The organism is Kribbella sp. NPDC048915 (assembly GCF_040649595.1).
GTDB lineage: Bacteria > Actinomycetota > Actinomycetes > Propionibacteriales > Kribbellaceae > Kribbella.
This window is the reverse complement of record NZ_JBEZFT010000009.1, coordinates 105,086-117,266: the sequence shown is the minus strand read 5'-3', so window position 1 is coordinate 117,266 and position 12,181 is coordinate 105,086. Positions and strand designations below refer to the sequence as shown.

General features: G+C 69.0%; 16 protein-coding genes. 10 read left to right on the top strand and 6 right to left on the bottom strand.

The features are described 5' to 3' along the window. Positions 1-41: 41 nt before the first annotated feature. Both AB0B82_RS07850 and AB0B82_RS07845 read left to right on the top strand, forming a co-directional pair. On the top strand, positions 42-590 hold the full coding sequence (locus tag AB0B82_RS07850) for a hypothetical protein (RefSeq protein ID WP_360163853.1): 549 nt from the start codon (positions 42-44) through the stop codon (positions 588-590). A 69-nt stretch (positions 591-659) separates the two neighbouring features. Further along, positions 660-1,889 (top strand): exonuclease domain-containing protein, encoded by a 1,230-nt coding sequence (locus tag AB0B82_RS07845; protein WP_360163851.1) that lies wholly within the window; start codon positions 660-662, stop codon positions 1,887-1,889. 139 nt (positions 1,890-2,028) lie between these two features. On the opposite strand, the gene AB0B82_RS07840 is transcribed toward AB0B82_RS07845, so the two are convergent. Further along, complete coding sequence (locus AB0B82_RS07840; protein ID WP_360163849.1) at positions 2,029-2,547, bottom strand: phosphoribosyltransferase family protein; 519 nt, start codon at positions 2,545-2,547, stop codon at positions 2,029-2,031. 9 nt (positions 2,548-2,556) lie between these two features. Continuing rightward, complete coding sequence (locus AB0B82_RS07835) at positions 2,557-2,904, bottom strand: helix-turn-helix transcriptional regulator (protein ID WP_360163847.1); 348 nt, start codon at positions 2,902-2,904, stop codon at positions 2,557-2,559. Between AB0B82_RS07835 and AB0B82_RS07830 the strand changes: the two genes are divergently transcribed. Beyond that, the gene (locus AB0B82_RS07830; protein ID WP_360163845.1) at positions 2,879-3,565 is read left to right on the top strand and encodes an alpha/beta hydrolase; all 687 of its coding nucleotides are present in this window, start codon (positions 2,879-2,881) and stop codon (positions 3,563-3,565) included. The genes AB0B82_RS07835 and AB0B82_RS07830 overlap by 26 nt on opposite strands. Then, entirely contained in the window at positions 3,562-4,338 is a 777-nt protein-coding gene (locus AB0B82_RS07825; protein WP_360163843.1) for an MBL fold metallo-hydrolase, read from the top strand. The genes AB0B82_RS07830 and AB0B82_RS07825 overlap by 4 nt, the downstream gene beginning before the upstream one ends. Positions 4,339-4,356: 18 nt before the next feature. Here AB0B82_RS07825 and AB0B82_RS07820 read toward each other — a convergent pair whose 3' ends face one another. Together AB0B82_RS07820 and AB0B82_RS07815 are read right to left on the bottom strand one after the other, a co-directional pair. Continuing rightward, positions 4,357-4,611, bottom strand: a complete 255-nt coding sequence (locus AB0B82_RS07820; RefSeq protein ID WP_360163841.1) for a hypothetical protein — start codon at positions 4,609-4,611, stop codon at positions 4,357-4,359. Positions 4,612-4,660: 49 nt separating this feature from the next. Further along, positions 4,661-5,149, bottom strand: a complete 489-nt coding sequence (locus AB0B82_RS07815; protein WP_360163839.1) for an FBP domain-containing protein — start codon at positions 5,147-5,149, stop codon at positions 4,661-4,663. A 754-nt stretch (positions 5,150-5,903) separates the two neighbouring features. On the opposite strand from AB0B82_RS07815, the gene AB0B82_RS07810 reads away from it, so the two are divergent. Continuing rightward, the gene (locus AB0B82_RS07810; protein ID WP_360163837.1) at positions 5,904-6,455 is read left to right on the top strand and encodes a YceI family protein; all 552 of its coding nucleotides are present in this window, start codon (positions 5,904-5,906) and stop codon (positions 6,453-6,455) included. Between the two features lie 87 nt (positions 6,456-6,542). On the opposite strand, the gene AB0B82_RS07805 is transcribed toward AB0B82_RS07810, so the two are convergent. Both AB0B82_RS07805 and AB0B82_RS07800 read right to left on the bottom strand, forming a co-directional pair. After that, the gene (locus tag AB0B82_RS07805; protein ID WP_360163835.1) at positions 6,543-7,025 is read right to left on the bottom strand and encodes a hypothetical protein; all 483 of its coding nucleotides are present in this window, start codon (positions 7,023-7,025) and stop codon (positions 6,543-6,545) included. A gap of 110 nt (positions 7,026-7,135) precedes the next feature. Further along, positions 7,136-7,669 (bottom strand): hypothetical protein, encoded by a 534-nt coding sequence (locus tag AB0B82_RS07800; RefSeq protein ID WP_360163833.1) that lies wholly within the window; start codon positions 7,667-7,669, stop codon positions 7,136-7,138. 234 nt (positions 7,670-7,903) lie between these two features. Here AB0B82_RS07800 and AB0B82_RS07795 point away from each other — a divergent pair, with 234 nt between their 5' ends. The 5 genes from AB0B82_RS07795 to AB0B82_RS07775 are packed head-to-tail and all read left to right on the top strand — an operon-like array spanning position 7,904 to position 12,160. Continuing rightward, positions 7,904-8,452, top strand: coding sequence for a hypothetical protein (locus AB0B82_RS07795; protein ID WP_360163831.1), 549 nt, complete (start codon positions 7,904-7,906; stop codon positions 8,450-8,452). A 13-nt stretch (positions 8,453-8,465) separates the two neighbouring features. Further along, complete coding sequence (locus tag AB0B82_RS07790; protein ID WP_360163829.1) at positions 8,466-9,629, top strand: sensor histidine kinase; 1,164 nt, start codon at positions 8,466-8,468, stop codon at positions 9,627-9,629. Next, positions 9,626-10,288 carry a response regulator transcription factor gene (locus AB0B82_RS07785; protein ID WP_360163827.1) on the top strand — a complete coding sequence of 221 codons (663 nt, stop codon included), beginning with the start codon at positions 9,626-9,628 and terminating at the stop codon, positions 10,286-10,288. The genes AB0B82_RS07790 and AB0B82_RS07785 overlap by 4 nt, the downstream gene beginning before the upstream one ends. A 4-nt stretch (positions 10,289-10,292) precedes the next feature. Then, the gene (locus AB0B82_RS07780; protein ID WP_360163825.1) at positions 10,293-10,664 is read left to right on the top strand and encodes an MmcQ/YjbR family DNA-binding protein; all 372 of its coding nucleotides are present in this window, start codon (positions 10,293-10,295) and stop codon (positions 10,662-10,664) included. A gap of 32 nt (positions 10,665-10,696) precedes the next feature. Then, positions 10,697-12,160 carry a fused MFS/spermidine synthase gene (locus AB0B82_RS07775; protein WP_360163892.1) on the top strand — a complete coding sequence of 488 codons (1,464 nt, stop codon included), beginning with the start codon at positions 10,697-10,699 and terminating at the stop codon, positions 12,158-12,160. The last annotated feature ends 21 nt before the right edge of the window (positions 12,161-12,181 follow it).

Here is a 12,181-nt window from a genome sequence, read left to right as displayed (position 1 = left end):
TGACACGAACAGGTGACATTTGGCTGTTCCGCGGCGAGAGTGTGGCCGATCGCGCGATCCAGCTGACCACCAACAGCCCGGTGAACCACGTCGGGATGGCGATCGTGATCGAGGACCTGCCGCCGCTGATGTGGCATGCCGAACTCGGGCGTTCACTGCCTGACGTGTGGACCGGTACGCACCACCGCGGTGTCCAGTTGCACGACCTGCGCGACGCCGTACTGGTGTGGGGTCGCAAGTACGGTCAGCGCGCGTGGCTGCGGCAGCTCGATTTCCCCGTGACGCGCGCGATGGAGGACGCCGTACTGAAGACCGTCGCGCGGCTGGACGGTACGCCGTTCCCGTCGACGGCACGGCTGGCCTCGCGCTGGGTCCGTGGGCGGATGCCGGCGTGGCGGAAGTCGACGGCCGAGCTCGAGACGGCGTACTGCGCGGAGGTGGTCGCGGTGACGTACGAGGCGATGGGGCTGCTGCGCGGGCGCCAGCCGAACTGGTACGACCCCGGCCGGTTCTGGAGCGGCGACGAACTGCAGCTGGCGCACGGCGCGAAACTGGGTGCGGAGATCGCTGTCGAGCTGCCGGAACCCTGAGCTGACGAAAACTGTCGGCGGGCTGTGATTGGGTTGTTCCAGTCGGTCAGCGAGCCGGAGGAGGCCCGGATGTATGCGGTCATCGATACCGAGACGACCGGCCTGCTGCCGTCCCATCGGCATCGGGTCATCGAGATCGCGGTCGTGCTGCTGGACGCGCGCGGGCAGGTCGAGCACGAGTGGGTGACCTTGCTGAATCCGCAGCGCGACCTGGGGCCGCAGCACATCCACGGGATTCTCACCGCCGACGTGCTGGCCGCGCCGGAGTTCTCCGACATTGCGCGGCAGCTGGGGCAGCTGCTCGCGGGGCGGATGGTTGTCGGGCACAACGTCGAGTTCGATCTCGGGTTCCTGCGGGCGGAGTTCGCGCGGCTCGGGGTCGCTGTCCCGCTGATCACCGAGCGGTCGATGTGCACGATGGCCTTGGCGGAGTACCTGCACCCGGGGTCCAAACGGACACTCGGTGCGTGTTGCGCGGCGGCCGGGATTCCCTTGGAGGGCTGGCATTCGGCGTTGGCTGACACGCGGGCGACGGCGCAGCTGTTCGCTCACTATCTAGGGGCTTTCGCGTCGCCGCCGCCGTGGCAATGGGCCTATGAGGAGGTGCGACGGTTGCCGTGGCCCGAGCTGCCGGGCACGGATGTCGCGCCGACTGTGCGACCCGTGCACGCCGGCGGTCGCCACGGGTGGATGAGTCGCTTGGTGGACCAGTTGCCGCGGGTGCCGGAGCCGCCGCAGGCCGACTCGTATCTGGTGCTGCTGGACACATTGCTGGCGAATCGTGAAATCACCGCCGCGGATGCGGACCAGTTGGTGCAGGTGGCAACGGAGCTGGGCCTCACCCGTCCGCAGGTGGACCACCTGCATCGGTGCTACGTGTCCGAGTTGGCCGCGGCGTCGTGGGCGGCGGGTTCGGTAACCCCCGATCAGCGCAGCGATCTCGACCAGGTGGCGCTGATGCTCGGGCAGCGGGTCACCGACGTCGACGAGGCGCTGGTGGGCGCGAGCGACGGGCGGTACGTCGTGCCGGATCGTCCTGGTGCCCGCGGGTTCCCGCCGGGGAGCACGCTGGTGTTCACCGGCGACATGGTGGAGCCGCGGGAGGTGTGGTGGGACCGCGCGGTGGCAGCCGGGTTCGTGCCACAGGAGGCCGTCCGCCCGGACACGACCTTCCTGGTCGCCGCCGACGTGGACAGCCTGTCGGTCAAGGCCCGGATGGCCCGCGAGTTCGGCGTCCCCATCATCTCCGCCGACGACTTCCGCCGCCTCATCCTCCCGGACCACCGCAAAGCCGGTTAGGCGCCTGTTCCATCCCTCTGCACGGCGCACCTCACTCGGGTGGAGCCAGACGTACGGCACGAGCAGGCGCGGATCCGGTGACAGGACGCACACGTGCAAGCGGGTCCGATGAACTGCGGGGCCTTACAGCGTCACCGGATCAGAGGTGCAGGTGTTCGGGGGTCAGGAGGGGATGGAGGATCAGGCCGGCGTCGGTGAGCGGGGCGGGGGTGGTGGGGTTGCGGTTGATGATGCAAACGGCGTCGGTGATGGTGGCGCCGAGCGCGCGCAGTTCGTGGGTGGAGAGGACGATCTGGCCGCCGGTGGTGACCACGTCCTCGACGATCGTGACGCGTCGCCCGCTGGTCTCGGCGCCTTCGGCCAGGCGCTGCGTGCCGTACGGCTTCGCGTGCTTGCGGACGAACGCGCACGGCAGCCCGGTGTGCCGCCCGAGCGCGGTGACGACCGGGATCCCGCCCATCTCCAACCCGGCCAGCACCTCGGTGCCTTCGGGGATCAGCGGCACCATCGCCGCCGTCACCTCGTCCAGCAGCACCGGATCCGCCTCGAACCGGTACTTGTCGAAGTACTCCGTCGTCGTCTGCCCCGACCGCAACTCGAACTCTCCGGTCAGACGCGCGGCCGAATAGACCCGCCGCCCCAGTTCGCCAAGATCCACGCCCGCACCCTACCCGCCGCCGGTGGACGACGATCCACGGCGCCACTCGCGCGGCGTCACGCCGTACGCAGCACGGAACCGGCGCGCGAAGTGAGCGGCGTCGTCGAACCCCCAGCGCGCCGCGATCGCGGAGATCGGCAGATGGTCACCGGCCGGATCCTTGAGTTCCCGAGCGGCGCCGCGCAGACGTTCGGTGATCAGCCACTGCTCGAGGCTGCGGTGGTGCTCGGCGAAGAGCTTGTACAGGTAGCGCACCGAGACGTTGTGCACCGCCGCGAGCTGCGCCGGTCCGAGCGTGCGGTCAGTCAGGTGCCGGCGTGCGTACCAGGTGATGCGGGAGAACAGAACGTCAGCCATCGCGGGTGCTGCGGTGTCGCCGTCTGCGGCAGACGTCAGAAGGGCCCGCACGAGTTGCGTCGTGGCCGCGCCCAGCATCGCGGCCGGGCCGGAGCCGCCGATCATCATCGGTCACTCGGCCGGCGGCGCATTCACCCAGATCCTGCTCGATCACGGCTTCGGTGCGGCCGCGGTGGCGATGAACTCGGCGCCGACCGAGGGCGTTCGGGTGGTGCCGTTCTCGCAGGTGAAGTCGACGTTCCCGGTGCTGAAGAGCCCGGCGAACCGGCACAAGGCGATCCCGCTGAGCTTCGACGAGTGGAAGTACGCGTTCACGAACACCTTCGACGACGCCGAGGCACGGGCGCTGCACGAGCGGTACGCGATCCCGGCGAACGGCGGGATCTTGTGGGGGAGCGTGCTGGCGAACTTCCAGCCGGGGCATCAGGACACGTGGGTCGACTACCGCAACGATGCCCGCGCTCCGCTGCTGTTCGTGTCCGGTTCGGAGGACCACATCATGCCGCCCGAGGTCCAGCGCTCCAACGCCAAGCACTACAAGTCGAACACGGTCACCGAGATCCGCGAGTACGACGGGTACGCGCATCTGCTGCCTGCGCAGCAGGGGTGGCAGCAGATCGCTGACGACGTACTCGACTGGGCGCTGGCGCACGCGTCGTGAGCCAAGCACGTCTCACGCACATCGGCGGCCCCACGACGCTGATCGAGGTCGAGGGCTGGCGGCTGCTCACCGACCCGACGTTCGACCCGCCGGGGCGGCGATACGCGTTCGGCTGGGGTACGGCGTCGCGCAAACTCACCGGTCCGGCCGTCGGAATCGACGAGCTGCCGCCGATCGATGCGGCGCTGTTGACCCACGACCAGCACGCGGACAACCTCGACGACACCGGCCGCGCGTTCCTGCCGACCGCCCGAACGGTGATCACCACCGTCCCCGGCGCCGCGCGCCTCGGTGGCGGGGCGGTCGGCCTGCGGCCGTGGTCCGTGCACACGTTGCGCACGAACGGCCGCCCGCCGCTGGAGATCGTCGCCACGCCGTGCCGCCACGGACCGCCACTCAGCAGCCGGATCACGGGCGACGTCGTCGGATTCGCGTTGCGCTGGCCGGGGCAGGAACACGGCTGTTTGTGGATCACCGGCGACTCGGTGCTGTACGACGGACTCCGTCAGGTGGGCGCCCGGTTCGACGTCGGTACGGTCCTGCTGCACCTCGGCGACGTACGGTTCGGCGTCACCGGACCGCTCCGGTACACGATGACCGGCGCGGACGGTGTCGCGTTGTGCTCGCTGGTGCGGCCGCGCACCGTCGTACCGGTGCACTACGAAGGCTGGAGCCATTTCCGGCAGGGGCGCGCCGGGATCGAAGCAGCCTTCAGCGACAGACCTGAGCTCAGCTGGCTGGACCTCGGTAAGCCGGGCACGGTACCGGTCTGACGGCCCTGTCCAGGTCGGTCACTCCTCGGTCGGGACCGGTTCGACCTCGAAGCGGAGTTGCTTGCCGGAGCGGATGCGTTCGATCGCGGACAGGCAGGCCTCGTCGCTCATGTGTACGCCGATCTCGGCGAGCTTGTGCCGCAGTACCCGGGCCGCGTCCTCGGCGGAGCGGGCACTGGACTCGTTGATCGCCTCGATCGTGGTGGCGGTCAGCCGCTCGCGGATGTCCGGGTGCGACTTGTGGATCTCGTGCGTGATCCGGAACTCGGTCATCGCGTTCTCCCTGGTGCTCCGCGGCCGACAGTGCACTACCAGCGTAGTGTCACCCGCAGACCCGGTGGACGAACGTCTCCAGGCGGGTCGCGAGGCGTTCCGCGCGGACCTCAGGGGTGGCGGTTTCACCTTGCGGTACGTCGAGTTCCTTCAGGCCGCGGATGTACAGCGAACAGGCCAGATCCGCGCACATGTACATGCCGACCGTGTTGCCCTCGCGGCCCGCCGTACCCGCCCGTCGTGCGGCGAACAGCGCGACGTCGCTCACGTGATGCGCTGTGTTGCACAGGTCGCACAACCCGGCGAACCGGCGCGCGGCACCCGACGCCTGCGTCGTGACACCGATCCCGGTCACACCGTCGTCGCGGCGTACGACGAGATAGCCCCGGTTCGGCGCCTTCCCGTCTCGCCAGCCGAGGTAGTCCAGCGACTCCCAGGGCAGCTCGGTGAACTTGGGCGGCAGAGTGATCGCCTTCACCTGACTCTTCGACAGGTTGACGAACGAGCGCCTGATCTCGTCGGCGCTAAGCGCTTCCACGACATTCCTCCGATCTCCGGCCCCTATGAAACAAGGTCACCGGCCCACCTGCAACCGGATATCCGGCTCTTGTGACCGATCCGTGGGTGGGGCCGGCTGACCGAGTCGGCGCGCACCGAACGCCGCGCGTCCCCGCACGGTGGGTTTACCCACCGTGTTGTGGGTTCCTGACCCGTGTGAAGGGTGTGGAACCCACAACAGCGTGGGTGAACCCACCGTGCGGCGGAAGTCCAGACACTCCTACGACCACACCGCACCGCACCGCGCCACACCGCGCCGCACCGCGCCCGCCGGGCGCCGCACCGCACCGCGCCGCACCGCGCCCGCCGGGCGCCGCACCGCACCGCGCCGCGCCCGCCGGGCGCCGCACCGCACCGCACGCCACCTCGACAAACAACAGCAGGCCGCGCACGGCGCGCTGAACCTGTCGACACATCAGTCACCCGAGCCGGCCAAACTTTTGCCCCTGGCAACAGTTGATCGGCCGGCCCGGGTGCGCCGGACACCGGGCCCGGCGCCGCCGAGTCGTGGCGATTGGCTCGGACGGGGTGCGCCGAGTCGTGGAAATCGGTTCGGCGGGAGCGCCGTTTTTCACGACTCGGCGGGCGAGTGGGCGAGTGGGCGAGTGGCTGGGCGTTCGGCGGATGGGTTGGTGTCCACGAAGTGGACACGGGGGGTGTCGAGTGGACTTCGAGGCGAGAAGGGTGAAATCTGTACTGTCTAATGTTCAACTACTTCTGGAGGACACTCGGGTATGTCCAGTGACTACGCCGCACTCAGCGGTGACTACACCATCGACGGATCGCACAGCCGGATCGGGTTCAGTGCGCGGCACGCGATGGTGACCAAGGTGCGCGGCGCGTTCGACGAGTTCGAGGGCACCTTCCACGTCGACGGCGAGAACCCGGCGAACTCCTCCGGGCGCGTGGTGATCCAGGCGAAGAGCATCAACACCCGCAACAACCAGCGTGACGAGCACCTGCGCGGCAACGACTTCCTCGCGATGGACGAGTACCCGGAGATCACGTTCGTGTCGACCGCGGTGAAGGCGGCCGGCGACGACGAGTTCGTGGTCAGCGGTGACCTGACGATCCGCGGCGTGACGAAGTCGGTCGACATCCCGTTCGACTACACCGGTTCGGCGACCGACCCGTTCGGCAACCAGCGTGTCGGCCTCGAGGGTTCGGTCGTGATCAACCGCAAGGACTTCGGCGTCACCTGGAATGCTGCCCTCGAAGGTGGCGGCGTCCTGGTGAGCGAGAAGGTCACCCTCGAGCTCGAGGTTTCGGCCATCAAGAACGCCTGACAACTGTGGTCGGCGGGGATCTGGCCGGGTCCCCGCACCCGCACGACACCGCGCCACCGGAGGGGTGCAGCGCGCCCGAGTGCGGCGTCAGGCGTGGCGGGTGGTTTGCTGGAGGAGGGTTTCGACGGCGTCCTTCAGGTCGGTGTCGTGGTGCGGGCCGGACCACACGATGATTTGGCCTTTGTCGCCGAGTTTGGTGCTGATCAGGTCCCGGGCGGGGGTGGGGTCGCCCTGGTTGAGGAGGACGACGAGGCGGCGGCCGTCGCGTTGGAGGCGGTCGAGGAGCGGTGGGAGTGTGGAACCGCGGAACACGCCGGGGTCGCTCTTGACCTTGGTTTCGATCATCACGCCGCGGCCGCGGACGACGAGCAGGAAGTCGGCGCGGTCGTGGGTGAATTCGCGGTCGTGGTAGATCCGCGCCTTCGGCCACAGGCGTTGCAGCGCGGCGTCGACCTCGGCGTCGTACTGCGCCGCGAGCCGGGTGACGCGCGAACCGGTGGGGCGTCGCGTCGCGTGCGCCGTCCGGCGTCCCAGGAACGGCAGCCATCGGGTGATGCTCGTGTCGATCATCGGTGGACCCCTCGACCTAGCCGGCACTTGCCGACGAGTCTTCCCGGGGCGTACGGAGCGGAATCGGACGGCCACGCAATCGTGATCGCGTTGGCATCAAGCCGTGAGCTTCAGCAGGCGTTCGGGGTGGTGGTGCCGCCGTCGACGATCCAGCCGGCGTCGGTGTCGACGACGCGCATCTGGTCCAGCCAGCGGGTCGGGGTGGTGTTCGGGAGGACGCCGCGGCCGCGGACGTTGACGGTGCGCGCGGCGGAGGTGTCGTAGCAGGCGCTGACGATGACGCCGGTGGACGACAGGGTGCGCTTGGCCCAGATCACCTTGGTGTTGCCGATGTTGCGCAGTTTGTTGGCGCGGAAGTACCGTGCTTGGACGCTGATCGCCTGGTACATCTTCGGCGTCATCGCGGACTCGAGCTGCTTGACCTTGCCGCCGCCGCTGCGCATCATCACGTCGAGCGCGGCGCGATACGTGTAGTAGGCGTTCACCACCGGATCGTCGGACTGCGCGGCCTCGTCGGTGGTCGTGGTCCGGGCCGCCCTCTGCGCCGACGGCAGCGCCGCCGCGACGCCGGTGTCGGTTCCGCAACCGTGGAGCAGTACTACCGGGAGCAGCGTGGCGGTCGCCGCCAGGGTCCGCATCCGCATGTGTCCGAGTACCTCCTGTTGGACTCGCCGCTCGCGCCCACCGCAGTACAGCGAGCCGTGCGTGCCGTCCGGCACTGATCGTGTAACGTCACACCACGCTTCGTGGTCACTGTGACCTGGATCACTGTGCACCCCCTACCGGGGTACTGATCGCACGTTGGCTCTCTGGCCGGACGCGCCCGCGGGCCCGGATTCCTAGCCTCGATCTCAGGAGTTGAGACCGAGGAGAAGACGATGACGGACGTTATGAGCAGGCCTGTTCCGGGCGTACGGCGGCGCGGGTGGATCCGGGTGCTGGTGCAGGCGATCAGGTACGACGTGCTGCTCGCACCCGTCGGCGTGATGACGATGGTCGACGCGCTCAGCCGTGCCCCGCACATCGCACCCCACCGCCGGCGCCACCTGGCAGCCCAAGGCGCCCAGCAGCCCGAGTCGAGGTGGAGGCGGTTCGGGGTCGGCGTGCTGAGTGTGGTGTTAGGGGTGGGCTGCTGGTTTCTGATGGGGCTCGGGGCTCTGGCTGTGGTGCGAGGGCTGGGGTGGGGGCTGGTTGAGGACAGGGTGGTGGAGCCGGGGACTTGGGGTGGGCCCTCGTGGGGTGGAGCTTGGGCTGTGCATGCGCTCCTGGCGGTGCCGTGTCTCGTCGTGCTGGCGGCAGTGCTGCGGGGGATCGCCGCGCTGCATCAGCGGCTGGTGCGTGGCGAAGGCAAGTGGGTGCTGCCGGCAACGGTTGCCGTCGCGGCGGGGTGGGTCGCCTTGTTCTGGTCCTGGCTCGGTCAGGTGTGAGTAGGGTCCGACTGTGCAGAGTGCGAACGGGTGGACGCGCGGACGCTGGGCGTGGATCGCTGCAGCGGCGCTGCTGGTTTTGACGGCGATGGACCTGCTCCAGCACTACGACCTACCAACGGCAGCAGTCCCCGCCTTGGCGATCGCCCGCGCACTGGCACTGGGCGGCGCGTGGTGGCGCCCGCAGTGGGCACTCGCCGCCTCGCTCGGCACAGCTGCACTCACAGCGACCCTCACCACACCAGCCGGTCCCAGCGAACCGTGGCCCTGGAGTACTACCTCCGCATTCGGCCACTCGTTCGTGCTGGCGATCGCAGGTGCACGTGGCCTCGGCCGACGTGAGCTGGCCGGCTGGTGGGTGGCGACGCAGGTTCTGGGCCTCGCAGCGACCGCACTGTCCCCGGACCGTGCCAGCTGGACCAACCTGATCACCATGGCCGCCCTGTCCGCGGCAGCTGCACTGATCGGGGACCTCATCCGGAGCCGCAGAGATGCGACCCGCCGCCTGCGCGAGCAGGAGACCATCACCCAGACAGAGCGCGCCGAACGGGAGCGGCTCCAGGAGCGCGCCAGAATCGCCCGTGAACTCCACGACGTCGTAGCACACCACCTGTCCGTCGTGGTGGTCCGCGCCGACAGCGCCCCACACCGCCTCCAGCACGTGAACGACGACGTACGTGCGGAGTTCGCCGGCATCGCCGAGGAAGCACGGTCCTCGCTGACCGAGATGAGGCGGGTACTGCGGTTGCTCCGCGAACCCACCGACCAGCGCCAAGAGCTGGACCCGCAGCCAGGTCTGGAGCAACTGACCGAGCTCGTCGAAAGCACCCGCCGTGCCGGCGCGGACGTGCGCCTGACAAACGAAGTACCGCAAGGACTCGACCCGGCCGTTGAGCTCACGGCATACCGCGTCGTGCAGGAAGGCCTCAGCAACGCAGTACGGCACGCTCCGCACGCTACGGTCCACGTGACCGTACGGCGCTGCGCGCAAGAGCTGGAGGTCATCGTGCAGAACGACAAGCCGCCACTGCCCGTGACAACAGCACCTGGTACCGGCCACGGCCTGACCGGTATGCGTGAGCGGGTAGCCCTCCTGGACGGCACCGTCAGCACGGGCCCGACCCCAGAAGGCGGCTACCTGGTCCACGCCCTGCTGCCGATGGAGGAGGCGACGTGATCACTGTCCTGGTGGTCGACGATCAGCAGATGGTCCGCGCCGGGTTCAGCGCCCTGCTGGCCGCCCAGGAAGACATCGAAGTCGTAGGACAGGCAGCCGACGGCGTGCGGGCAATCGAGCTGGCCGAACAGCTGAAGCCGGACGTGATCCTGATGGACATCCGGATGCCCGAACTCGACGGCCTGCAGGCCACGCAACAGATCCTCAACGGTTCCACACCAGGCGAACCGCCACGTGTCGTGATGCTGACGACGTTCGACCTCGACGACTACGTGTACGCCGCCCTCCGCGCCGGGGCGAGCGGCTTCCTCCTCAAGCACTCCACGCCGGACGACCTGGCCGCCGCGGTCCGCGTCGTCGCTGCCGGTGACGCCCTACTCGCCCCGTCCGTCACCAGGCGTCTCGTGGAGGACTTCACCCGTGCACAACCCGTCGTACCGGCCACGCCGGCCCGCTTGACCCCGCGCGAGACCGACGTACTGCGACAAGTCGCCAGGGGACTGTCCAACCGCCAGATCGCCGACGAACTGGTCCTGGCCGAGCAGACCGTCAAGACGCACGTCAGCAACATCCTCACCAAGCTGGACCTCCGCGACCGCGCCCAGGCGGTGGTCTACGCCTACGAACACGGCGTCGTGACCCCGAAACCGCGACACTGAGCAGATGACTGGCGAGATGGATGCTCTCGAGCGGGTGCGCGGCCTGTGTCTCGCGCTGCCTGAGGTCACGGAGCGGCCGAGCCACGGCGAGCCGACGTGGTTCGTCCGGGACAAGAAGACGTTCGTGATGTACGCCGACCACCACCACGACGACCGCCTGGCCGTGTGGATGGCGGCGCCGCCGGGCGTCCAGGAGGCACTGGTCGCGGACGATCCGGAGCACTTCTTCCGGCCGCCGTACGTCGGTCACCGTGGCTGGCTGGGTGTATACCTCGATGTGGAGGTCGACTGGGAGCACTTCGAGGACCTGGTCGAGACGGCGTACCGCCAGATCGCGCCGAAGACCCTGATCGCCCGGCTGGACCAGTCTGGATGAGTCTGGGCGTTCTATAGGGTGACGTGGTGAAGATGCGCGGGCCGATGGGCCAGAAACTGGCGATCTCGCTGGCGTTCGGTAGTTCGGCGGCTGTCATGGTGCTGGAGCTCATTTCGCTGCGGCTGGTCGCGCCGTACATCGGGTTGACCCTGGAGACGAACACTGCGGTCATCGGCGTCGCACTGGCCGCGATCGCGACCGGCGCGGCGCTGGGCGGCCGGATGGCGGACGCCGTGCCGCCGCAGCGGACACTCGGCCCACTGATCCTGTTCGGCGGCGCTCTGGTGATGCTGGTGCTTCCGGTCGTCCGCTGGACCGGTGAGGCGTTCCGCGGCGGCGCCAGCGACCTGGTGTTCCTGGTGCTCGCCATCAGCCTGTTCGCGCCTGCGTCCCTGCTGTCCGCGGTCACGCCGATGGTGACGAAGCTACGGCTGGACACACTGGCCCAGACCGGCACGGTGGTCGGCCGACTGTCGGCGTACGCCACGGTGGGCGGCATCGTCGGCACAGTGCTGACCGGCTTCCTGTTCGTGTCGACTGTCCCGATCAGCACGATCGTCCTCGCACTCGGCGGCGTACTGGTCCTGGTCGGCATCGTGCTGACCCTGATGCTGCGTGGCGTCAAGGCAGCGGCCAAGCCGGTCGCTGTGGCGGTCATCGGCGCCACCCTGACCGTCATCGCGCCGCGTCCCTGCGAGGTGGAGACGGCGTACCACTGCGCCCGCGTCGACGCCGACCCGAACCGGGCGAGCGGTCGCACGCTGTACCTCGACCAGTTGCGGCATTCGTACGTCGACCTGGACGACCCGACGTACCTGGAGTTCGAGTACATCCGGAGCTTCGCGGCCGCGATCGACGGCACCTGGGCGGAAAAGCAGCCGCTCGACGTCCTGCACGTCGGCGGCGGCGGTCTGACCATGGCGCGGTTCCTCACGGCGACCCGCCCGGGCAGCAAGCACCAGGTGTACGAAATCGACCAGGCCGTGGTGGACATCGACAAACGCGAGTTGGGTGTCCGGACGGGCCCGGAGCTCGCGGTGACGGTCAAGGACGGCCGGCTCGGCGTCCGCGACGAGGCGACCGACAGCCGCGACCTGGTCATCATGGACGCGTTCAGCGGGGTGTCCGTGCCGTGGCACCTGACGACGCGCGAGGTCATGTCCGACGTACGGCGCGCGCTGCGGCCGGAGGGGCTGTACCTGATCAACGTCATCGACTACGGCGCGGCGAAGTTCGCGAAGGCCGAGATCGCCACCGCGCAGGCGGTGTTCCCGCACGTCGCCGTGATCGCGCGGACGGACGAGCTGGCCGGCGAGGGCGGCGGGAACTTCGTGGTGGCGGCCTCCGACCAGCCGATCGACGCTGCCGCGATCCGGAACCACCTCGAGACGCCGATGCAGGTCCTCGACCGGCCGAACGGCTTCGTCGGCGACGCGCCCGTGCTGACCGACGACTACGCTCCGGTCGACCAGCTGCTCACCCCGTACACGGGCTGAGCCGGTTGTGGTTGCATGTGG